A 19627-nucleotide genomic window follows, 5' to 3' on the forward strand; every position below is an offset into this window, starting at 1 on the left:
TGAAGGCATGAAGGTATCGATGTTTATAACTTGCGTCAGCGATGCCGTGTTCCCGAAGGTCGGGGAAGCCATGGCTCGTCTGCTAGCCAGGTATGGCGTACAGCTGGAGTTCCCGGAGGTGCAGACTTGCTGCGGACAGCCTGCGTACAACAGTGGATATTGGAATGAAGCGCGGCAAGCTGCACTTACGATTCTACAGGCTTTTGATGACAGTGATTTTGTCATTGCACCTTCCGGATCCTGTACGGGGATGCTTCATCATTACCCTAAGCTGTTTCAGGATGATCCGGTTAATCTGGTCAAGGCGCAGAATTTGCAACGCAAATCCTATGAATTTAGCCAGTTTATGGTGCAGGTACTTGGCGTAACTGATCTAGGAGCAGTCTTTCCGCATAAGGTTACCTATCATCCTTCCTGTCATGGCACAAGGATTCTAGGGATTCGCGACGAACCTATGCAGCTTATGCAAAATGTGAAGGCGATGGAGCTGGTGCCACTGCCTTTTGCTGAGGACTGCTGTGGGTTCGGTGGAACCTTTGCCGTGAAAATGTCTGATATCTCCGGGGCGATGGTCACTGAGAAATCAGATCATGTGCTGGAGACGGAAGCAGAAATCCTAACGGGTCTGGATATGGGTTGTCTGATGAATATTGCCGGGAATCTGCGTTACCGCCGCGAACCCGTTCGAGTTATGCATTTAGCAGAACTGCTGTATGAGGGGGTGACTGATAAATGAGCCAAGCTACCACCAATCCCAAGGCGGGTTCAGAGAATGGAAAGCCAGCTACAGTAAAAGAACGTGCAGACTTGGCGCTGAATAATGACTTTTTACGCAAGGCTGTTCGTTTTACCACGGAGAGACTGCGTGATGGAAAACAAAAAGCAGCTAACGATCATGGCCACTGGGAAGAGTGGCGTGAACGTGGGCGGCAAATCCGTCTACACACGATCGCCCATCTTGATTACTATCTGAATCTTTTTGCAGACAAGGCAAGAGCAAACGGCACACATATTCATTTTGCAGCAACGGGTGAAGAGGCTGTGAAGATTGCCCTTGAAATCGCGCAGCGAAAACAGGCAGCTTCTGTGGTCAAATCCAAATCAATGGTTACAGAGGAGCTGCATTTAAATAAGGCGCTGGAATCCATTGGTGTGGAGACCATAGAGACGGATCTGGGGGAGTATATTATCCAGCTTGCCGGGGAAACCCCGTCACATATCATTATTCCGGCGATTCATAAGAACCGCTACCAGATTGCCGAGCTGTTGTCCAAAGAGGCAGGAGAGGAGCTTTTGCCCGAAACTACTATCCTTGCTGGATTTGTAAGGCGTAAGCTGAGAGAGAAGTTCCTTGATGCGGATATCGGAATGACTGGCTGTAACTTTGCTATTGCAGAGACGGGTTCGATGGTGCTGTTCGAGAATGAAGGTAACGCTCGTATGGTCACCACTTTACCGAAAACGCAAATTACCCTGATGGGGATGGAGCGGATTATTCCTTCGTGGAGTGATCTTGAAGTGATGGCTACATTATTGCCTCGTTCGGCAACAGGGCAGAAGTTAACGGTATATATGTCGGGTATTTCTGGTCCCCGCAGGGATAATGACGGTGATGGGCCGGAAGAGCAGCATATTATTATTCTTGATAATGGTCGATCTGAGCAGCTAGGCGATCCTGAGTTTCAGGAGCTGCTGAACTGCATCCGCTGTGGAGCTTGTCTGAATGCTTGTCCTGTCTACCGTCATATTGGCGGTCATGCATATGGAGGAACGTATAGCGGACCTATAGGAGCGGTGTTGACCCCGGCGCTGAATAAAAATGTAGATCAATGGGATGACATCGCCTCAGCCTCTAGCCTGTGCGGAGCATGTTATGAAGCCTGTCCGGTCAAAATTCCTCTGCATGATATGCTCATCTATTTACGGCGGCGGAAGGTAGAACGTGGTTATGGGGATAAGGCAGAAGGTCTCGGCATGAAGGGTTTTGGGGCGATCATGGCGAAGTCACAGCGATTTAGTAATGTGATGAAGGTAGGTAGAATCGGGCAAAAGCTGCTCGTACGAGACGGAGGAATTCCGTCGAAACTGGGGCCGCTGAAAGGTTGGAACAATTATCGGATCGCCCCGAAGCTGGCAGATCAATCCTTCCGTGAGAGCTGGAAGGGGCTGCAACAGGAGCTAGATAAGAACAGTCGCGAAATGGACCCGGTGATACAGAAGCGAATGGAAAATTTACTAGCGAAGCGGAAGCGGGAAGAGCTGAAAGGAGGGGCCGGACATGACTGAAGAGACGCACAGTAACTGGTTGGAACGTATGGAGCAGGATTCACGTGAACAGCAGCAGGCATTCATGAATGATATCGCTCGCCGCCTGAAGCGGCCGAGAATTACTGAAGCTCCTGCACATCCTTTTCGCGGCGCACCGCAGTACTGGCAGCAATTCCAGTGGAGTCCGGAGGAAAGGATTGAACAATTTACGGCGAATTTTCAAAGCGCCGGTGGTCATGTATTTCGTGTGCAGGATATGGATGAAGCCAAGGCTTTCATCGTCAGCAAAGTCAATGAGATGCTCGCACGGTATATTCTCCGGCAAAATGTCACCGAGCTAGCAGTACTTCGACTAGAGGAGGAACTCACAGATACACGGGTCACTGTCTGGAATACAGATGATCAGGAGGCATGGAAAGCTAGGGCGGCCGAGGCTGATATTGGAATTGTGATTGCGGATTATGCAGTTGCCTATACAGGCTCCATTACTGTGCTTTCCTCTGAGGATAAAGGCCGTTCAGTCAGCTTATTGCCTACCGCATTAATTGCCATCGTTCCATTGGAGCGGCTGAAGACTCGTCTCGGTGAGGTGCTTATTGATTTTGATGAAGCTGGGCCATCGGGGCTTCCGGCGGGCATCCATTTTATCTCCGGACCTAGCCGTTCAGCGGATATTGAGAATGATCTGACGATAGGCGTGCATGGTCCAGGAATCGTATTCGCTTTGCTAGTAGGCTGATAGGAGATAAGGAGTGTTGTATAGGGATGAATACACAAGCTCATAATCAAATTCAGAATCATATTGCTGTTGATATCGGAGCCTCTAGTGGGAGAGTGGTCTGTGGAACCTTGCAGCAGCCGGGAGGAACCCTGTCTATAGAAGAAATTCATCGCTTCAGTAATGGATTCGCTGAACAAAATGGTAATCTATATTGGAATATAGATTATTTAGTTGCTGAAATCGTCAAGGGCTTACAGCAGGCCAAGGCTAGAGGGATCGAGCGCTGCACCGTGGGCATCGATACTTGGGGTGTCGATTATGTACTTCTCGATCAGGAGGGGGCGCGGATCCATGAGGTTTTTTCTTATCGTGACTCCCGAACGGATGGAGCGATAGAGAGGCTGCATCGTAACATCTCAACTGAAAGCGTTTACGAAAAAGTGGGGATACAATATCTCCCGATAAATACGTTGTATCAGCTGTTTGTGCATGATCAGGCGGAGCTGGAAGCAGCACATTCCATCCTGCTGGTCCCTGATTATCTTTATTATCGGCTTACGGGTCGCAAGATTAGTGAAGTGACGATAGGTTCCACCTCTGGGATGCTGAATCTTCACACTCGTGATTACGATGAGGATCTTCTGTCGGTGCTTGGTCTTTCAAAAGAGCAATTCCCTCCCTTAACAGAACCTGGGGAACCCGTTGGGAGGTTGACGGAGGACTTGGCGGCTCGCGGTGATCTTCCAGATTGCGAGTTCATAGCAGTAGCCTCTCATGATACAGCATCAGCTGTATTAGGGGTTCCGGCAAACAGCGAGAAATGGGGATTTCTCAGTAGTGGTACTTGGTCACTCATCGGGGTGGAACGGGGTTCAGCCATCACAAGTCCAGAGGCAATGTTACGCAACTATACGAATGAATGGGGAGCCTACGGCTCATTCCGGTTTCTTAAGAATATTATGGGCATGTGGTTGATTCAAAAGGTTCGTGAGGAGTACGGCGGACAATACAGCTTCGGTGAGCTGGTAGAGCTGGCAGCACAAGAAATCCCTTTTAGATCGATCATTTATTGCAATGATGAACGATTCATGAATCCACAGAGCATGATTGACGAGATCCGCAGCTATTGTGTGGAAGCAGGACAGTTGGTTCCTCAAACGCCTGGGGAAATGGCTCGATGTGTATTTGATAGTCTTGCTTTATCTTATTATTTCTACATTCAGGATCTCCAGCAATTGACGGGTGACAACTTAGAGAGGCTGCATATCGTTGGCGGAGGTGCGAATAACGGTCTGTTGTGCCAGATTACGGCAGATCTGCTGGAGATGGAAATTCACGCCGGACCAACGGAATCTACGGCTTTAGGCAATCTGGTGGTGCAGATGATCAGCACGGGTGCTGTAAATGATCTTCAAGAGGCGAGAGAAATTATAAGTCGTTCATTCCAAGTTACATCTTATATACCGAAGGGGATGGACCCCACGACCAAAAAGGCGGCTTTGGCACAGTTCGCCCGGCTGCAGGCCGTTAATTAGTAGCTAAGTTAAGAGGCACGCGAGCCAAAGAGAGGCAAAAGTGCCTCACCTAAAACACACTAAGCTAAAAATCAGGAGGCTCAATCATGGAGCAGAGTAAAGAGAGCTTACAGAGCATTCAGAACAGCTACAATGAAGCGAAAAAGCTTTACGCACAGCATGGGATCGACGTAGATAAGGTGTTGCAGCAGCTAGCGGAAATTAAGATTTCTTTGCATTGTTGGCAAGGTGATGATGTGAAGGGATTTTTGAATAAGGAAAAAGAACTGAGCGGCGGGATCGCAGTCACTGGAAGTTACCCGGGGAGGGCCGGGAATCCGGAGGAGCTGCGCCGTGATTTGGAACAGGCCCTTGCACTCATCCCAGGCCAACATAAAATAAATTTACATGCTATTTATGCGGATACAGAAGAGACTGTAGATCTCGATGCTTTAGAGCCTAAGCATTTTGAGCGATGGGTGAGCTGGGCCAAAGAGCGGGGACTCGGATTGGATTTCAATCCTACCTGTTTTTCTCATGAAAAAGCAAACGATGGCTTCACACTGAGCCACCCAGATCCTGAAATCCGCAACTTCTGGATCGCTCATTGCAAGGCCTCACGTCGAATCGCCGAGTCCTTTGGCCAGGCATTAGGTCAGCCTTGTGTGACTAATTTTTGGGTTCCAGATGGTTATAAAGATACGCCGATCGACCGTTTGTCACCAAGGGTACGGCTTCAGCAGTCACTCGATGAAATCTTCAGCGAGGAAATCGATCAGCAATATAACATTGATGCTGTAGAAAGTAAGCTGTTTGGTATTGGTTCGGAAAGTTACGTGGTTGGCTCACATGAATTCTATATGGGTTATGCGCTAAGCCGGGGCAAGGCGGTGTGCTTCGATGCTGGGCATTTCCATCCAACCGAGACGATTTCGAATAAGCTGTCTTCCTGGCTGCTGTTTGGGGATCAATTGCTGTTGCATGTTAGCCGTCCAGTACGCTGGGATAGTGATCATGTGGTAACTATGGACGATGAGCTGCTCGAGATTGCCCGTGAACTGGTTCGTGGCCAGTTTCTGGACAGAACGCATATTGGGTTAGATTTTTTTGACGGAAGCATCAATCATCTTGCTGCTTGGGTGATCGGAACACGAAATACATTAAAAGCTTTGCTTCGTGCCATGCTGGAGCCAATCGAGCAATTGAAGCAAATTGAGCTGGATGGAGATTACACTTCAAGACTTGCCTTGGTCGAGGAATTTAAATCGTATCCGTTTGGAGCCATTTGGGATTATTATTGTGCGAAGAATGGCGTACCGGTCCGGGAAAGCTGGCTAAATGAAGTAAAACAGTATGAGGCAGAGGTTTTATCGAAAAGATAGAGGTAGAAGTAGAAGTAGAAGCAGAACGAGCTTTGACAATATAAGTAGATAATAGATAGGCGGTTACCAGCAGGTGGCCGCTTTTTTTGTTTATAAATCGTACATTATTTGAATTCAGCTCTGATCTCTGCTATGTTTTATCCAAAAGAGAGCGAGGCGTAAACTATGAAACAATATGGACCGAACCCGAATACGCTCTATCCCAATGAACAAATTAAAAGTATCTGCTATATAAAAAATGCGATTACAAGAGACAATATCATTGTTGGCGATTATACCTATTATGATGATATAAACGGTGCAGAGAAGTTTGAGGAACGTGTGACTCATCATTATGATTTTATTGGCGACAAGCTTATTATTGGAAAATTCTGCGCGATTGCCAAAGGCATTGAATTTGTCATGAATGGTGCCAACCATCGGATGAATTCGGTTTCGACCTATCCGTTTAATATTATGGCACATGGCTGGGAACAGGCGGTCCCGGATTTAAAAGATCTGCCGCTAAAAGGCGATACAGTCATCGGAAACGATGTTTGGATTGGACAAAATGTTACGGTTATGCCAGGTGTGCGTATTGGAAATGGAGCAGTTATCGCAGCCAATTCTACAGTTGTAAAGGATATTCCGGCGTATAGTGTAGCTGGAGGAAATCCCTGCAAAGTGATTAGACAACGTTTTGATGATGAAATGATCGAATATCTTGAAGCGCTGAAGTGGTGGGATTGGGATGCAGAGCGAATCTTTAATAATCTTGAAGTGTTATGCAGCAGCGATTTAACGAAAATCAAAGCAATCGATTAATCGTAAGTAGGTTCAGGATACGGACTTTAGTTTATCTTAAAGATATAAACCTCAATTGAGGGAATACTTTAGGTATGTACGTCATATGAACCTTTCGGAGGGAACCGGCAATGAAGAAAGATAAGGTCAAGAATAGCATGGAGCTCACTGCAGAGGAATTTCCATATAGCAAAGAAAATGAGGAAATGGTAACGCAAAATTTTTGGACGAAAACTAAAAAGTTTGCAGGCAAAATTCCATTTACTAAAGATGCTATCGCGATGTATTATTGTGCCGTCGACGCTAAGACACCTTTATGGGCGAAAGGAATTGCTTTCGGTGCATTGGCTTATTTTATTTCTCCTATAGATGCTATACCCGATGCGATTCTAGGCCTTGGATTTACAGATGATGCAGCGATTATCGCAGCAGGCATTAAAGCGATATCCGGTCAGGTAACCAACGAACATAAGGAAAAGGCGGAAGCGTTTTTTAATGGGGAAAAATAAAAGGTGCAGCATTAAGCTACACCGTTATATCTGTACTTTCAGGACAGCTTTCTGCGGAAAGCTGTTTTGTTTTGTACACCTCGCCCCAATCTTTCATGAGTTTAATAATAGGAATCAGTGTCTTGCCGAATTCAGTTAAAGAGTATTCGACTTTTGGGGGAACCTGATGGTAGACCTCACGGTGTACAACCCCATCCTCTTCCAACTCTCTTAGTTGCAGGGTCAGCATACGTTGGGTAATTCCCGGGCAGATCCGGCGGAATTCGTTAAAACGTTTCGTGCCATCAATCAAGTGATAGATGAGAATTCCTTTCCATTTGCCTCCTATAACGTCCAGTGTGAATTCTACAGGGCAAGCTTCTTTATTGCTTTCCGGGAAATTTCCGAAGCCACCTTTTCGGTCACGCATAGCTGTTCAACTCCCATGGTATCATTTTGTATACTACATAACATTATTGTGCGTACTTTTAAAGAAGTGATATATATACTAATATTAAGCATGTGATCGGCAAACAGTCAAATGCCCGTCGATTCTAATCAAGTAAAGGGAGTGTTACTCATGGATACTTTATCGTTAAACAAGAATGAAATCCTGTCTGCATATCAGTTCAGACATGCAACTAAAGAATTCGATAGCCATAAAAAAATTAGTGAATCGGACTTTCAATTTATATTGGAAACTGGACGATTGTCACCAAGTTCATTCGGATTCGAGCCTTGGCGTTTTGTGGTAGTGCAAAGTCCGGAAGTACGTGAGAAATTACGTCCTAATGCCTGGGGAGCACAAAAGCAATTGGCAACCGCAAGCCATTTTGTGCTTATTCTCTCACGTCTTCCTAAAGATATGGCTGCTGACTCCGATTATATTAAAGGGATCATGGAGAATGTGCAGGAGTTGCCTCCGCAAGTAATGGAAGGAAAACGTAAAGTTTTTGATAAGTTCTTGAAGGTTGATTTCGGACTGATGGCGAATGAGCGGGCGATGTTCGAATGGAGCTGCCGGCAGACTTATCTGGCACTTGGGAATATGCTGACATCAGCTGCGTTAATTGGGATCGACTCCTGCCCAATAGAAGGTTTCGATAAAGCAAAGGTTGAGCAGATATTGGCAGAAGAAGGTATTATGGACGCTGAGCATTTTGGAATCTCTTGTATGGCAGCTTTCGGATATCGCCTGAATGAACCACGTGGTAAGACGCGTCAAGGTGCAGAGCAAGTAATTCAGTGGGTTTAACGAAATTGAATTTTAATCTTTGAGCCTGTAAAGTCTCTATATTCTGGGGATTTTGCAGGTTTTTTTGCGATATTTCTTATAAGATTCAAAAAGTAATTGAAAGTTTCATGAAAACTCTGATACCCTTATGAAGGTGACTCAATATTAGCGCTATCGCTTTAACTTAATAATGAAGGGATCCTGCATCATGAAAATCATTCGCATTATTATCCAAGTGTTCCTGCTATATTTGTTCTACTTGGCTGGGGACTATCTGCAAAAGCAACTGCATCTCCCCGTGTCCGGGAGTATCGTAGGATTACTGTTACTTTTTGTTCTATTGCTATTCAGGGTCGTGCCTGTGAAGTGGATTGAAGAGGGTGCAACAACGATATTAGCTTATCTTCCGTTATTTTTTATTCCAGCGACAGCTGGGATCGTGAATCATATGGATATCTTTAGTGGTAGAGGTTTACTATTAATCCTAATCCTTATCGTTAGCAGTGTTCTCACGATTGCCGCAGCTGCACATTCTAGCCAATGGCTTACTAGTGTAAACAACAAGCTGAAAGCGGGTTGGAGCGGCAAGAGACTAAGCGAAAAGGGGAAGGAAATATAATGTTTTTTATCGCAACAGGTATTGTACTTCTTAACGTAGCTATTTATTTGATGATGTCAGTAGTATATAGACGATTTCGTATTCCTGTACTTATTCCCGCGCTTACAGCAACAGTGATTGTTGTAACTTTACTGCTATATTTTCATATTCCGTATGATACATATATGATAGGCGGCCAATGGATTAATCAGCTGCTCGGTCCTGCTGTAGTCTCGTTAGCCTACCCATTATATAAACAACGTAATGTGTTGATTGAGAATCTCCCGGCGATTCTGGGCGGAGCGATTGTGGGACTGCTTATAGGGATGTTTAGTGGACTGCTTTTGGCGGCAGGTCTAGGCTTCTCTAAATTATATGTTTTATCTTTATTACCTAAATCGATCACTACACCTGTAGCGATACAGATCTCGAACAGCTTAGGTGGGGACTCTTCTTTAACCTCCGTATTTGTTATGATTGCTGGATTTACTGGTGCGATTGGCGGACCTTTTATCATCAAGCTGTTTAGAATTCGTAGTGAGGTTGGAATCGGAATTGGTCTAGGAACCGCTTCTCATGCTCTAGGAACAGCAAAGGCCTTGGAATATGGTGAACAATCCGTTTCGATGAGCTCGGTTGCAATGACTGTTTGCGCCATAGTTGGCTCTTGTATCGGCCCACTTGTAGCGTGGATGATGTACCCTTAAATTATTCTTTTAATTGGACTATGTTTGCAAAACACTCCATCGGGTAACTATAACTAAGGAACAAAAAAAGCAAAGCACCTGAGGAGGATTTCACATGTCCGATCACACACAAGATGAAGCGGAAATCCGCAACAAGGAAAATAAAGAAGGCGATTCATTAGCTGAAATTAAGAAGATGGAGAACGGTGTAGACATCGAGCCAGAGGCAGATGAGTGGGTAGCCAAACCTGCTGAATCCTCACATCCAGATCCGCTTCCCGATAATTTGGAGTAAATGATTCGGAAGACAGGCTGTCCTTTAGGGGACAGTCTGTTTTTGTTGATGATTGTAGTAAGTATTGTATAATAAATAAAAGTACAACCTCATCAGAGTGTTTTCTCCAAGTTCGTCTTAGCTTTTCGCAAATTTCACAGATCTTTGCCAATGGGGAGGAAATGGAATGCGTAGTCGAAATGAGAACAGCCGTTACCGGCAAAAACGTGGTGAGGCTCTCGCAGGAAACTTTGAGAAAAAGTACGGTTCAAACTTTGGCGTACGCAGTGAGCTTAAGATGGATGCACTGAAGAAACAAAACGACGATCAGTTGCTGACGACACCTCATGAAGAAGAGCATAAATAATTAGAAAGTAACGAGTGGGAGACTTTTACTCCTGGAATTCTGGAATGAAGGCATAACCTTTTGGGTTATGTCTTTTTTGTGCGCATATTTCCTGAACGATCAAGACATAATAGGGCCGGATGGGCAACTAAGAAAATAATGACAACGAGAGGCGGGATTAGGTCATGATTATTCCTATATTTTCGTTAAGTGGAGATATAGCAGTTACTGTGGTGGGCCAATACTTTTTTTATTTTATGGTCTATTCCTTTTTAGGCTGGGTATTGGAAGGGACCTATAATCTATACAGTAATGGAAGCTTTCGCAAAGAAGGATTTCTAAAAGGTCCATTTAAGCCGATGTATGGCTTTGCTCCACTATTGCTATTGATTGCTAGAGATTTGACGCTGCCTCTTCCGCTTTTCCTATTTCTTGCGCTAATCATTCCTTCTGCTGTTGAATTTATAAGCGGTTGGCTGTTAAAAACGGTATTCCATAAGCAATGGTGGGATTACTCAGGAATGTCTTATCAACTGCAAGGGCATATTTGCCTGCGTTTTTCTCTATATTGGTGGGGGCTTTCAGTAGCTAGTGTGTATGTAATTCAGCCGCTTATGGAGCTTTTATATTCGGGTGTTCAGCCTATTTGGAAATTCGTGCTTCCGATCGTGGGGTTCTACTTTATGGCGGATTTATTATGGACCTGCTGGAGCCGATATCGGATGGAGAAAACCCCTCAATATCAGAAATAATGGTTTTCCATATGTATACAATGAGTCTTCTTTTGTGTATCAAGCACAAACATTTCGTGGACAGGCATTTCGGTATTGCATATCCGTTTCTAGTCATAAATAATATAGCAATATATTAAATACTAGACGGACTGGTGGCGATAACGATGACAGGGAAGATTCTAGTGAGCGCATGTCTGTTAGGGCATAAAGTACGTTATGATAATGGCGATGTTCCGTGTCTCGATGCCCGATTCCTAAAGTGGTATGAGGAAGGGCGTTTTGTCCATATTTGTCCAGAGGTAGTGGGCGGTTTGCCAACCCCTCGTCCTGACGCACAGCGGCAAGGAGATCGGGTAGTGACGGGGGCGGGCACGGATGTTACCGAGCCATTTATGAAGGGGGCTCAAGCCACACTAAAGCTGGCTAGGGAGCATCAGGTTGCATTAGCTATTTTAAAACAAGACAGTCCTTCATGCGGAAGCCTGTATATTTATGATGGAACCTTTAAAGATACGAAAGCACCGGGAGAGGGCACCACTACGGAGCTGTTGAGGAAAAATGGGTTTAAAGTATTTGGCGAAGATCAGCTGGATGAAGTCGAGCAGGAACTCGCACGTATGGACGGGCAGGTTATTCTTTAAGTAATAAATAGGTTGCAGGATACATAGTGTGTATAAGGGGAACGAAGCAGTGTCCTTGGGAGAGGAAATGCCGTCCGATGAGCCATCCTTCATTTGGGATAGGAGGCGGACGCAGATGAGTATTGATCAGCTCATTGCTTTGCTCGTTCTTGTCATTATGATCGTACAGCTTGCTGGCACAAAAGGTAAACACTAAGTCTCACCTCATTGTAACTGCTTCCGGAGCTCAGGATTTTTTGAGTTCGGAAGCTTTTTTTGTCCCTGGCTATGCATATTGTGAAATCTAAAGGATTCCTTCATAGTGATGTCTAATATACATATAGTGGGTTTTTGGGAAGTCCAAGGAAAGAAATTAGGGGGAACTATGAAATTTAGAACATGGATAATCATTGTTCAGTTGTTTATGATTGCTGTGCTTGTAGGCGTTTTGGCGGCCGATCTAGGTAAGCCAGGCTCAGATGAGTCTAAACATGATGATATTTTAATACATTTTGATCAAAAAGATTTAAACAGGATAAAAGAAACGGTTCAAAGGTTTAGTGAAGGTAAAGGGGATAACCTGATGTTGATTGAGCCAACCACGGATAGTGGACGGTTAATTCATGATTTCTATTCTAATGGTAAAGAGCTTCATTGGGTAAAGGATGATACAAGAGATGCATGGAGTAATAGTCCTGGGAAGATCGAATATGTATGCAAGGCGATTGAACTAATAGAGACAGGTGAGCGGTTTAATGTCGAGTTATCCCAATGTAATGTTCAGCCAGACGGTGAGAAAATAAATGTGATCAGCTTTTTAAAAGAAAGATTATAAACCCATTTACGGAGAGGATGGATGAACAATATGCCGATGTCTGAGTACTATCAAGGAATTCGTGGGAAAGTGGGCTCAGAATTATTAATGATGCCTTCCGTAGCTGCAGTAATAAGAAATAAAGAGGATGAGATTCTGTTCATCCGCAAGCCAGGAGAATCTTTGTGGGGATTGCCTGCGGGAGCGATTGAGCCAGGGGAGCGTCCTGGAAGAACCTTACGCAGAGAGGTATATGAAGAGACAGGGTTGATGGTTCATCCTATGTCTATTTTAGGTGTTTTTGGTGGAGCGAAATATAGATACGAATATAGTAATGGCGATCAGGTAGAATATACGGTTATTGTATTTGAGTGCTCTATCATCAGAGGAACGCTTAGAGCTATAGATGGGGAGATCGAAGAATTTAAATTTTTCAAAGAGAACGAGCTGCCAGAGATTGCAATTCTATATCCTAGAGAGATTTTTATAAAAGACCGAGAGAAGACTGCAACGATATTTGAGTGACTGAGAGGAGTGCCTCATGAAGACCTACATTTATATGGTTAGACATGCAGTGTCACCTTTTGTATTAGGGAATGAGCGGGAACGGGGATTATCCGAAAAAGGGCACGCAGACGCTTATAGAATCAAAGAGCTTTTGGCGGAGGAGAAAATTACACATTTTGTCTCCAGTCCATATAGACGAGCCGTAGAGACGATCAAGTATTTGGCAGAAGCTTCGAACCAAGAGATTGAACTGTATGAAGAACTCAGAGAACGAGCAATCGGAAGTGTCGAGATTGAAATTAGTGAAGATGACTTTCTGCAGGGCATTCGGACATCATTTAGCGACAAGCATTATAAAATGCCGGATGGAGAGAGTACTCAGGAAGCACAAGAGCGTGCAATTCCTGTTATCAAGCAATTAATTAAACAGCATAAAGGCGGCAAAATCGCTTTAGGTACGCACGGGAATATCATGACCATTATCCTGAATTACTTCGATAAGAAGTATGGATATGAGTTCTTTGAACAGACGTCCAAGCCGGATATTTATAAGCTGGAATTTGAAGAATTGGAGCTTACCCATGTGGAGCGGCTGTGGGACTCCGAAGTGCTGAACAGATGAAATGTTTTATAAAGTTGAATGCACTAAGCGTACTTTATGCCTTTATGTTATTTGTTGTAATAGAGCTGCCATTGAATATTTATCGAATCAGCAGAATTTCAGGCTTGTTGGTACCCAATCACAGAACCTGCAGATAAACCTGCACCGGTAACAGGACTGATCATAATAGGAGCCATGATTATTTATCCGTTTTATATCGCAATGATTAGTATTATCGCAAGCATCACTTTTAAGTCAGACGCTGGATAGAGGTTGGAAATGAGGATCAATGATTTGAAAGAAAGACTTTTTTATACTTGTATCTGCCTCGTTGTTATTGTATTGGGGTTAAGCTCTAGAGTATTCACGAATCAGCTGCCTTTGTTTGTATCTAGACATTTCGGAGATGCGCTTTGGGGCAGTATGGTTTATTTTATGTTTCGGGTCCTACTGGTAAATCAAAAGCTAAGGCTCGCCTTTGTATGGAGTTTGGTGTTTAGCTTCGGCATAGAATTTAGCCAGCTGTATCAAGCGGAGTGGATCAACAGCATCCGATCTACAGTATTGGGTGGTCTAATTCTCGGAAAAGGATTCCTATGGATCGACCTCGTTAGATATTTGGTTGGCATTACCCTTTGTTATGGATTGGATCAATACTTTCACCAAAAGGTGCACCGAAATGATAAATAGTGTTTATTGGAGAGGAACCTTTAAATGGTAAATAGTTTGATTGTGGTATGCTTGCTTACGATGATTATTCACACGGCAGAAACCTTATCGTATTCGGTACGATATGCCGGAGTGAAGCTGAACAAGATAGCCATTGCGTTATCTCTCACAGGCATTATTGTTCTCGTCTCAAGAACTGCAAATATGATCCAAGCTCCACTGACGGCTAAATTCGTAGATTATGCCAAAATACATTCTGATTTTCCGCTTCTAAATTACTTGAGAATTATATTATTGGCTTCTTCCTTAGGGACATTAATTGCCATTGCTGTGTTCCCTACCTTTGTCGGCTTGTTTGGGAGAATCATCTCTAAGCTTGAAATTGAGGGTTCTATCCCAAAACTGCTTACCAGTGTAACGATCGGGCAACTAAAGAACACAAGAAAATACATAAGAAAACCAAAAGTGAATCTATATAACTTCAGATACCTGGGAATTCCTAAACGATTTATTGTGATGAATGTTTTTGTTACAGCCTTTTACACCGTAGGTGTCATATCATCATTGTATGCTGCTCATCTAATGCCTCAATATAGCACGACTGCTTCTCAAGCTTCCGGACTGATTAACGGTATGGCGACTATTCTGCTGACCATATTTATCGACCCACAGCTTGGTCTAATTACCCATAAGGCTACTGAAAATGTAGAATACCGTGATCAGCTAGGAAAAATATATGTGGTATTGATGGGTTCTCGATTTGTAGGCACTATATTTGCTCAGCTCCTGATTGTGCCCGCAGCCCAGCTAATTAGTATGTTAGTGAAGCTGATTTGAGCCAGTGGGAGCTAATCATTAGCGAAGTTTAGATTCTGCTGCTCTTAGAGCTAGCGAGATCTTCTGCTCCCAGCTGTAAATATTCTGCTGCATGGAATGAATTCGTTTCATTTGCTCATAGGATGATTTCAATTCTGTAGCGGCTCTAACTGCATCACCTTGCTTAACAGCTGCTTTATATTGTTTGTCAGCATCCGCGCGTACTTTCTGCGTGACAGTGAGATTCTTACTTTCGGCAGTTATTTGCTTCTTTAAAGCAGTGATGGGTGCCAACGCATCTTTGACGGGTTTAAGCTTAGCAGCGGTTTGCTTGCGAGCGGCTGCCAAAGCGGTTGTCTTCGTTTTAATTTCGGCTCGAGCCAGGGTTACAGCAGCTTTTAATTTATTGCGCTTCAGGTCTAGCAATGTGACTGTTTTCAAGTCTTTAGCTTTCTTGGCTGCGGTAGACTGTTTACCGAGTGTGCTGTATTGTTCCAGAAGGGGAGCGTGTTTCTTCTGAACTGAGGTTGCTTCTGAAAATAAGCGGCTTAACAGTGCTTGATCTGTTGACTGTATGACGGAACGAATAGATTTCAGAGCGTCATTATTCTGCTTGCGTAACTTCTGAATTTCTGAGTTATCTGTCTTGAGGGTGGCTTGAAGCGCGGTATAATTACCATGAAGACTGTTAATGTCATCCAGCGCGGCATCCCAGCCAGTAGCAGCAGACACAAGTGTAAGGTTACAGGTTAGGAAAGCTGCTACCAGCACTAATTGAGCCACCCATTTTAAATCCCTAATTCTGAAAAGGTTCTTTCTACATCTGACGGTACCTTTTGGTTTAAACATTCATCTCAGCTCCTTAATGAATTAGTTAATATACGCAAAAAAGCACCTCCAAGATAGGCATTGACGCCTGTCTTGCGAGGTGCTTCTCCCGCACAGAAATATAAAAGATGCTCTTACTATAACTTGAAATTAATGGATAGTCAATGGACAATAGAACGTTTGTTTGCTTGTTTTTATAATTGTGAAATACAAAGGGGAGTAAATATGAGTTCACATCTAGAGTATGGGCACGATCGAGTGGCCCTGATTACCGGAACCTCCAGTGGATTTGGATTGCTGACAGCGCTCAAATTGGCTGGACAGGGGTTTAAGGTGATAGCAACCATGCGTGATTTAAGCCGTAAAGCCGAGCTGGTGCAGCAGGCAGAGCAGGCAGGAATTTTAAAGCAGCTTCATTTAATGACGATGGATGTCACCGACAGCGATTCTATAGAGACAGCAATATCTTCAGTACACGAAACATTTGGAAGAATTGATGTTCTAGTCAATAATGCAGGTTTTGCCATTGGCGGTTTCATAGAAGAAATATCTATGGAGGAATGGCGGCGGCAAATGGAGACGAACTTTTTTGGATTAGTGGCTGTGACAACAGCTGTGCTGCCCATTATGCGAGAACAGCAGAGCGGCACGATTATTAATGTGGGAAGTGTAAGCGGATTATCCGGATTTCCAGGTTATGCGCCTTATGCAGCTTCTAAATTTGCTGTTGAAGGTTTCAGCGAAAGCCTGCGTCATGAAATGTCCCCTTATGGAATACGGGTGGTATTAATTGAACCGGGCTCCTTCCGTACACCGATATGGGGAAAAGGCATGGAGCAAATTCGACGTAAGGAGGATTCTCCGTATAAAGAACGTCTTGACGCTGTGCTACGATATTCCAAACATACTGCTGAGACAGCGCCTGACCCTAGTCAAGTGGCTAATCTTATCGGTCGTATTACCGAAATGAAAGCACCACGGCTACGTTATCCTATCGGCAAAGGCACGCGAATCTTAATCTTAGGCAAAACGCTGCTTCCATGGAAATGGCTGGAGAGAATTATTGCGAAAGAATTGAGGGGATAGGATGGAGTCATCCATAAATTTAACAATCATTAAACTAATAGGTTATATGTCCAGTTTGATGACCGTTTTTTTATGGCTAATTTTTATATTCATCAATCCTTATGCTGAGATTACGAATCGCTCCACTCTTGTAATTAGTATAATTATGTTGTTATTACCGGCGGGGTTATTAGCAATAGGTGTCTTTTTAAACAGAAGTCGGCTAATGCTGCTTGCATTTATCTGGAGTTTTCCCTACAGTTTATATATGTTATTAACGCCCGGAATCTTTAGGTTGTTCGGGATTACGAGCCTAATGTATTTACTTTGTTTTGTGTTATTTAGAATGAACAAGATTAGATATTGAACAAGGATAGAGGTGTGCCGATGCTAGAATCGTCCGGAATCCATATCTGCTTCAACGCAGATGGCCGTGAAATAGAAATCCTCGATGTTACTCCATTTGGCAAAGATAAATTTCGAATTGAAGAGACACCGATTTTTAATCCGGCTGTTACAATGGGAGATATTATACAGGTGAAGGAAGAAAATGGAGTCTATTATTATCAAGAGACCGTCCAGAAATCTCCTTTCAAAAGATACGCTTGGCTGCTTAGTAAAGAGGCTGTTGATTCTACGGCCATTGCAGATTTTAAACATAGAATTATAGAGAATGAAGGCAAATGTGAGTTGATCTTTGGCGGTTTGTTCGTCATTCATATTCCTAAGAATACTTCGATTGATGTTGATGGGGAAATGAATCGAATTATTGAGCGGTTCGAGATTTGAATACTAAGAAAAAAATGCTGCGTCATGAAATGCAAGGAAACTTGCACACGATGACTGCAGCATGGAGAATAGAAGAAACGCTTTTTATTTTATTTCTTCCATAAATGTCTTGAAATTTTCAGTGATTTCTTTTGATTTGGTATGGTGCAGATAATGTCCTGCATCAAGTTTTACCAATTTTCCTTGTTTAGCATTTTTGACTTGCTCTTCATGCAATGATATCCAATCTTTTAAGAGAGTATCATCCCCTTGTACAAAGAGCAAAAGGGGAAGATCCTTTGGAAAAGTTGAATTTAGAGCCCCTTTATAATTAGAAGACATATGTTCCACTTCATTTAAGTGAGTGTAATTATAAGTGTTTCTAAGTGTAAATAATCTCAATTGTTCTTTAGTTTCATCATCAAACGGCAATCCAACATAGGGGTTTCCACTTGTTTTAAATAACAATCTGCCCAAGCCTGATTTTCTAAGTAGTTTTAATTTTCCTGTTGGTATTTTAACATTTGTTCTGTCTTCTGTTGCAATACTGTTATCAATCCCGACAAATACACTCACTTCGTTTGGATATTTGTTCACATAATTCAAACTGTACATACCGGAAATAGAGTGTGCCATTAGAATATAACGGTCAATATTAAGCTGCTTTACAGCTTCATGAATTTCACTTACAATATTTTCCGTGGTTCGTTCTTTTTCAGTTCTATCACTTAATCCATAACCGAAAGGCTCAATCGCGACAACTTTGTAAAATGGAGATAGTTCATCTATCAGCAGTTTAAAATCAAGTCCCGGTGCCACCGTTCCATAACCAGGTAAGAGTACGACCGTCTCTTCGCCATTTCCTTGAATCAAAACATTCATATTTTTACCGTCGACGCTTACAGACTGACCATAGGGTTTTATTTTAGCTTGGTCCGATTTATTAAGGAAAATATTAGCGACAAAAACAGTCACTAGAAAAAGTACTATTGCAGTAGCTAAAGCCCCTAAGGAAATAAGTATAATTTTCAGCGGTTTATTCATCCTTTTTTTAATAACCTCTTCTTCTGGTTTCACTCGCATCTTCTCCTGTTCTAATCGCTTTATTCTAGCTACCTTAACGAGTCGCTAAAGGAAGCTTACCCGATGAAGATGAACTATACATGACGACAATATGAACTGAATATGAACCAGCTGAAAAAGTTTGACTCATTAAAATGAATGGGAGGTGAGCAATAATGTTGAAATTTATGAAGCAATGGTTGCCGAGTATTATGATCGCAGTGGTTATTTCTTTGTTTGTTAGAACCTATGTTGCTGAAGCCATGCGAGTTCCAACGGGCTCTATGATCCCAACGATTCAAATCAATGATCGCTTAATTGTTGAGAAAATGTTATGGATGACCACACTGGAGCATGGAGATATTGTTGTATTTACGCCACCTGTAGCTGGTGATGAGAATAAAAGATATGTAAAAAGGCTAATGGGGCTGCCTGGAGATACCTTGGAAATTAAAGATGGCGAACTTTACCGAAACGGAGCGAAGGTTAACGAACCTTACCTCAATGAACAGATGGATTACACTTTTGGACCGGTTACGGTACCCGCCGATCATTATTTTTTTCTTGGAGATAACCGGAATATAAGCTATGATGCTCATCTGTGGGATACTCCATTTGTGTCGAAGGATAAGCTGATTGGGAAAGTGATCGCTGAATTTAGCAATCCCTTTTAGGTAGTGTGTAAGACGGATAAATGTAAGGCTTAATCTCTAAAAATAGATTTAGGGGTGCTGAAGTCGCGGGGGTCTTTTGAACTAACCGAGTGGTTTAATGAGACTTTAACCATATTGTTACTTTGGAAGAATTTAGCTATCCTTAAGGTAAAATATACCTACATATAGTAAGGGG

General features: G+C 43.2%; 26 protein-coding genes. 23 read left to right on the forward strand and 3 right to left on the reverse strand.

Annotated elements, in window-relative coordinates; translation table 11 throughout:
* Window positions 1–7 precede the first annotated feature (7 nt).
* The 7 genes from MHH86_RS11550 (at window position 8) to MHH86_RS11580 (ending at window position 7177) form a co-directional block, all read left to right on the forward strand.
* Window positions 8–736: a (Fe-S)-binding protein gene (locus MHH86_RS11550; protein WP_036689769.1), complete on the forward strand. Its 729-nt coding sequence runs from the start codon at window positions 8–10 to the stop codon at window positions 734–736.
* Window positions 733–2286 (forward strand): LutB/LldF family L-lactate oxidation iron-sulfur protein, encoded by a 1554-nt coding sequence (locus tag MHH86_RS11555; RefSeq protein WP_342479739.1) that lies wholly within the window; start codon window positions 733–735, stop codon window positions 2284–2286. Before MHH86_RS11550 ends, MHH86_RS11555 begins: the two co-directional genes overlap by 4 nt.
* Entirely contained in the window at window positions 2279–3007 is a 729-nt protein-coding gene (locus MHH86_RS11560) for a lactate utilization protein (RefSeq protein WP_036689770.1), read from the forward strand. The genes MHH86_RS11555 and MHH86_RS11560 overlap by 8 nt, the downstream gene beginning before the upstream one ends.
* A gap of 26 nt (window positions 3008–3033) precedes the next feature.
* Window positions 3034–4524 (forward strand): rhamnulokinase, encoded by a 1491-nt coding sequence (gene rhaB, locus MHH86_RS11565; protein ID WP_235219594.1) that lies wholly within the window; start codon window positions 3034–3036, stop codon window positions 4522–4524.
* An 86-nt stretch (window positions 4525–4610) separates the two neighbouring features.
* Complete coding sequence (rhaA, locus tag MHH86_RS11570) at window positions 4611–5885, forward strand: L-rhamnose isomerase (RefSeq protein ID WP_036689772.1); 1275 nt, start codon at window positions 4611–4613, stop codon at window positions 5883–5885.
* A 165-nt stretch (window positions 5886–6050) separates the two neighbouring features.
* A complete protein-coding gene (locus MHH86_RS11575; protein ID WP_036689774.1) occupies window positions 6051–6689 on the forward strand; it encodes a Vat family streptogramin A O-acetyltransferase in 639 nt (212 codons plus the stop codon).
* Window positions 6690–6799: 110 nt separating this feature from the next.
* A complete protein-coding gene (locus tag MHH86_RS11580; protein ID WP_080742463.1) occupies window positions 6800–7177 on the forward strand; it encodes a YkvA family protein in 378 nt (125 codons plus the stop codon).
* A gap of 16 nt (window positions 7178–7193) precedes the next feature.
* On the opposite strand, the gene MHH86_RS11585 is transcribed toward MHH86_RS11580, so the two are convergent.
* The gene (locus MHH86_RS11585) at window positions 7194–7586 is read right to left on the reverse strand and encodes a helix-turn-helix domain-containing protein (protein WP_036689775.1); all 393 of its coding nucleotides are present in this window, start codon (window positions 7584–7586) and stop codon (window positions 7194–7196) included.
* Between the two features lie 150 nt (window positions 7587–7736).
* On the opposite strand from MHH86_RS11585, the gene MHH86_RS11590 reads away from it, so the two are divergent.
* From MHH86_RS11590 to MHH86_RS11650, 13 genes are all read left to right on the forward strand, one after another.
* Window positions 7737–8411: an NAD(P)H-dependent oxidoreductase gene (locus tag MHH86_RS11590; protein WP_036689777.1), complete on the forward strand. Its 675-nt coding sequence runs from the start codon at window positions 7737–7739 to the stop codon at window positions 8409–8411.
* Between the two features lie 187 nt (window positions 8412–8598).
* The gene (locus MHH86_RS11595) at window positions 8599–9009 is read left to right on the forward strand and encodes a CidA/LrgA family holin-like protein (protein WP_036689778.1); all 411 of its coding nucleotides are present in this window, start codon (window positions 8599–8601) and stop codon (window positions 9007–9009) included.
* Window positions 9009–9695, forward strand: coding sequence for an LrgB family protein (locus tag MHH86_RS11600; protein WP_036689780.1), 687 nt, complete (start codon window positions 9009–9011; stop codon window positions 9693–9695). The genes MHH86_RS11595 and MHH86_RS11600 overlap by 1 nt, the downstream gene beginning before the upstream one ends.
* Before the next feature lie 94 nt (window positions 9696–9789).
* Window positions 9790–9969 carry a hypothetical protein gene (locus tag MHH86_RS11605; protein ID WP_036689781.1) on the forward strand — a complete coding sequence of 60 codons (180 nt, stop codon included), beginning with the start codon at window positions 9790–9792 and terminating at the stop codon, window positions 9967–9969.
* Between the two features lie 166 nt (window positions 9970–10135).
* On the forward strand, window positions 10136–10315 hold the full coding sequence (locus MHH86_RS11610) for a hypothetical protein (protein WP_038570027.1): 180 nt from the start codon (window positions 10136–10138) through the stop codon (window positions 10313–10315).
* Window positions 10316–10479: 164 nt separating this feature from the next.
* Complete coding sequence (locus MHH86_RS11615; protein WP_036689784.1) at window positions 10480–11046, forward strand: putative ABC transporter permease; 567 nt, start codon at window positions 10480–10482, stop codon at window positions 11044–11046.
* Window positions 11047–11192: 146 nt separating this feature from the next.
* Window positions 11193–11669: a DUF523 domain-containing protein gene (locus MHH86_RS11620; RefSeq protein ID WP_036689786.1), complete on the forward strand. Its 477-nt coding sequence runs from the start codon at window positions 11193–11195 to the stop codon at window positions 11667–11669.
* Window positions 11670–11718: 49 nt separating this feature from the next.
* A complete protein-coding gene (locus tag MHH86_RS11625) occupies window positions 11719–11865 on the forward strand; it encodes a hypothetical protein (protein ID WP_155288116.1) in 147 nt (48 codons plus the stop codon).
* A 168-nt stretch (window positions 11866–12033) separates the two neighbouring features.
* Window positions 12034–12483 carry a DUF4362 domain-containing protein gene (locus MHH86_RS11630; protein WP_036689788.1) on the forward strand — a complete coding sequence of 150 codons (450 nt, stop codon included), beginning with the start codon at window positions 12034–12036 and terminating at the stop codon, window positions 12481–12483.
* Between the two features lie 30 nt (window positions 12484–12513).
* A complete protein-coding gene (locus tag MHH86_RS11635) occupies window positions 12514–12987 on the forward strand; it encodes an NUDIX domain-containing protein (RefSeq protein ID WP_038574363.1) in 474 nt (157 codons plus the stop codon).
* Window positions 12988–13003: 16 nt separating this feature from the next.
* Window positions 13004–13591, forward strand: coding sequence for a histidine phosphatase family protein (locus MHH86_RS11640; RefSeq protein ID WP_076317005.1), 588 nt, complete (start codon window positions 13004–13006; stop codon window positions 13589–13591).
* 273 nt (window positions 13592–13864) lie between these two features.
* Complete coding sequence (locus MHH86_RS11645; protein WP_036689831.1) at window positions 13865–14260, forward strand: DUF2809 domain-containing protein; 396 nt, start codon at window positions 13865–13867, stop codon at window positions 14258–14260.
* Window positions 14261–14284: 24 nt separating this feature from the next.
* A complete protein-coding gene (locus MHH86_RS11650; protein WP_036689792.1) occupies window positions 14285–15076 on the forward strand; it encodes a lipid II flippase Amj family protein in 792 nt (263 codons plus the stop codon).
* Between the two features lie 18 nt (window positions 15077–15094).
* Here the strand turns inward: MHH86_RS11650 and MHH86_RS11655 are convergent, their stop codons facing one another.
* Window positions 15095–15904 carry a hypothetical protein gene (locus MHH86_RS11655; RefSeq protein WP_143758677.1) on the reverse strand — a complete coding sequence of 270 codons (810 nt, stop codon included), beginning with the start codon at window positions 15902–15904 and terminating at the stop codon, window positions 15095–15097.
* Window positions 15905–16108: 204 nt separating this feature from the next.
* On the opposite strand from MHH86_RS11655, the gene MHH86_RS11660 reads away from it, so the two are divergent.
* Both MHH86_RS11660 and MHH86_RS11665 read left to right on the forward strand, forming a co-directional pair.
* Complete coding sequence (locus tag MHH86_RS11660) at window positions 16109–16969, forward strand: SDR family oxidoreductase (protein WP_038570030.1); 861 nt, start codon at window positions 16109–16111, stop codon at window positions 16967–16969.
* Window positions 16970–17335: 366 nt separating this feature from the next.
* Window positions 17336–17737 (forward strand): DUF4265 domain-containing protein, encoded by a 402-nt coding sequence (locus tag MHH86_RS11665; RefSeq protein ID WP_036689795.1) that lies wholly within the window; start codon window positions 17336–17338, stop codon window positions 17735–17737.
* Between the two features lie 84 nt (window positions 17738–17821).
* On the opposite strand, the gene MHH86_RS11670 is transcribed toward MHH86_RS11665, so the two are convergent.
* The gene (locus tag MHH86_RS11670) at window positions 17822–18799 is read right to left on the reverse strand and encodes an alpha/beta hydrolase (RefSeq protein ID WP_076100751.1); all 978 of its coding nucleotides are present in this window, start codon (window positions 18797–18799) and stop codon (window positions 17822–17824) included.
* 155 nt (window positions 18800–18954) lie between these two features.
* On the opposite strand from MHH86_RS11670, the gene lepB reads away from it, so the two are divergent.
* On the forward strand, window positions 18955–19452 hold the full coding sequence (gene lepB / locus MHH86_RS11675) for a signal peptidase I (protein WP_036689798.1): 498 nt from the start codon (window positions 18955–18957) through the stop codon (window positions 19450–19452).
* The last annotated feature ends 175 nt before the right edge of the window (window positions 19453–19627 follow it).

The sequence above is a fragment of the Paenibacillus sp. FSL F4-0097 genome (genome assembly GCF_038593125.1).
Taxonomy (GTDB): Bacteria; Bacillota; Bacilli; order Paenibacillales; family Paenibacillaceae; genus Paenibacillus_AQ; species Paenibacillus_AQ odorifer.

Excerpts from the sequence above, each read along its gene's own strand:
- MHH86_RS11650 (WP_036689792.1), top strand. The coding sequence starts at position 14,285 with ATGGTAAATAGTTTGATTGTGGTATGCTTGCTTACGATGATTATTCAC.
- MHH86_RS11600 (WP_036689780.1), top strand. The coding sequence starts at position 9,009 with ATGTTTTTTATCGCAACAGGTATTGTACTTCTTAACGTAGCTATTTAT.
- rhaB (WP_235219594.1), top strand. The coding sequence starts at position 3,034 with ATGAATACACAAGCTCATAATCAAATTCAGAATCATATTGCTGTTGAT.
- MHH86_RS11655 (WP_143758677.1), bottom strand. The coding sequence starts at position 15,904 with ATGTTTAAACCAAAAGGTACCGTCAGATGTAGAAAGAACCTTTTCAGA.
- MHH86_RS11660 (WP_038570030.1), top strand. The coding sequence starts at position 16,109 with ATGAGTTCACATCTAGAGTATGGGCACGATCGAGTGGCCCTGATTACC.
- MHH86_RS11590 (WP_036689777.1), top strand. The coding sequence starts at position 7,737 with ATGGATACTTTATCGTTAAACAAGAATGAAATCCTGTCTGCATATCAG.
- MHH86_RS11560 (WP_036689770.1), top strand. The coding sequence starts at position 2,279 with ATGACTGAAGAGACGCACAGTAACTGGTTGGAACGTATGGAGCAGGAT.
- MHH86_RS11620 (WP_036689786.1), top strand. The coding sequence starts at position 11,193 with ATGACAGGGAAGATTCTAGTGAGCGCATGTCTGTTAGGGCATAAAGTA.
- MHH86_RS11585 (WP_036689775.1), bottom strand. The coding sequence starts at position 7,586 with ATGCGTGACCGAAAAGGTGGCTTCGGAAATTTCCCGGAAAGCAATAAA.
- MHH86_RS11555 (WP_342479739.1), top strand. The coding sequence starts at position 733 with ATGAGCCAAGCTACCACCAATCCCAAGGCGGGTTCAGAGAATGGAAAG.
- MHH86_RS11640 (WP_076317005.1), top strand. The coding sequence starts at position 13,004 with ATGAAGACCTACATTTATATGGTTAGACATGCAGTGTCACCTTTTGTA.
- MHH86_RS11575 (WP_036689774.1), top strand. The coding sequence starts at position 6,051 with ATGAAACAATATGGACCGAACCCGAATACGCTCTATCCCAATGAACAA.
- MHH86_RS11615 (WP_036689784.1), top strand. The coding sequence starts at position 10,480 with ATGATTATTCCTATATTTTCGTTAAGTGGAGATATAGCAGTTACTGTG.
- MHH86_RS11635 (WP_038574363.1), top strand. The coding sequence starts at position 12,514 with ATGCCGATGTCTGAGTACTATCAAGGAATTCGTGGGAAAGTGGGCTCA.
- MHH86_RS11665 (WP_036689795.1), top strand. The coding sequence starts at position 17,336 with ATGCTAGAATCGTCCGGAATCCATATCTGCTTCAACGCAGATGGCCGT.
- MHH86_RS11610 (WP_038570027.1), top strand. The coding sequence starts at position 10,136 with ATGCGTAGTCGAAATGAGAACAGCCGTTACCGGCAAAAACGTGGTGAG.
- rhaA (WP_036689772.1), top strand. The coding sequence starts at position 4,611 with ATGGAGCAGAGTAAAGAGAGCTTACAGAGCATTCAGAACAGCTACAAT.
- MHH86_RS11670 (WP_076100751.1), bottom strand. The coding sequence starts at position 18,799 with ATGCGAGTGAAACCAGAAGAAGAGGTTATTAAAAAAAGGATGAATAAA.
- MHH86_RS11605 (WP_036689781.1), top strand. The coding sequence starts at position 9,790 with ATGTCCGATCACACACAAGATGAAGCGGAAATCCGCAACAAGGAAAAT.
- lepB (WP_036689798.1), top strand. The coding sequence starts at position 18,955 with ATGTTGAAATTTATGAAGCAATGGTTGCCGAGTATTATGATCGCAGTG.
- MHH86_RS11550 (WP_036689769.1), top strand. The coding sequence starts at position 8 with ATGAAGGTATCGATGTTTATAACTTGCGTCAGCGATGCCGTGTTCCCG.
- MHH86_RS11580 (WP_080742463.1), top strand. The coding sequence starts at position 6,800 with ATGAAGAAAGATAAGGTCAAGAATAGCATGGAGCTCACTGCAGAGGAA.
- MHH86_RS11630 (WP_036689788.1), top strand. The coding sequence starts at position 12,034 with ATGAAATTTAGAACATGGATAATCATTGTTCAGTTGTTTATGATTGCT.
- MHH86_RS11595 (WP_036689778.1), top strand. The coding sequence starts at position 8,599 with ATGAAAATCATTCGCATTATTATCCAAGTGTTCCTGCTATATTTGTTC.